Annotated in this window: 1 protein-coding gene; it reads left to right on the plus strand. The window is 56.7% G+C overall.

All coding sequences use genetic code 11. The features are described from left to right. Positions 1-92: 92 nt before the first annotated feature. A partial coding sequence (locus AB4072_RS17145) for a S4 domain-containing protein (protein WP_441969945.1) occupies positions 93-413 on the plus strand: 321 nt, incomplete at its 3' end.

A 413-nucleotide genomic window follows, 5' to 3' on the forward strand; every position in this document is an offset into this window, starting at 1 on the left:
GTGCAATCCCCGGCGTTAATTCCTGCGGAATGACCAAAATTGCCTGAATGTTTTTTCCACGACGCCTGTGAAGGCGACAGCGAGGCAGCTCAATGAGCGAAAAGTTACAAAAAGTTTTAGCGCGCGCGGGCCATGGCTCACGACGCGAAATTGAAACGATGATCAGCGCCGGACGCGTCAGCGTCGATGGCAAAATTGCCACCCTCGGCGATCGCGTTGAAGTCGACAAATCGATGAAAATCCGTATTGATGGGCACATTGTTGCCATCACCGAATCGGCCACGGAAGTATGCCGTGTGCTCGCTTACTATAAGCCGGAAGGCGAGCTGTGCACGCGCAACGATCCCGAAGGTCGCCCAACCGTATTTGATCGCCTGCCACGCCTGCGCGGCGCGCGGTGGGTAGCGGTGGGT

The sequence above is a fragment of the Microvirga sp. 2MCAF38 genome (genome assembly GCF_052115485.1).
Taxonomy (GTDB): Bacteria; Pseudomonadota; Alphaproteobacteria; order Rhizobiales; family Beijerinckiaceae; genus Microvirga.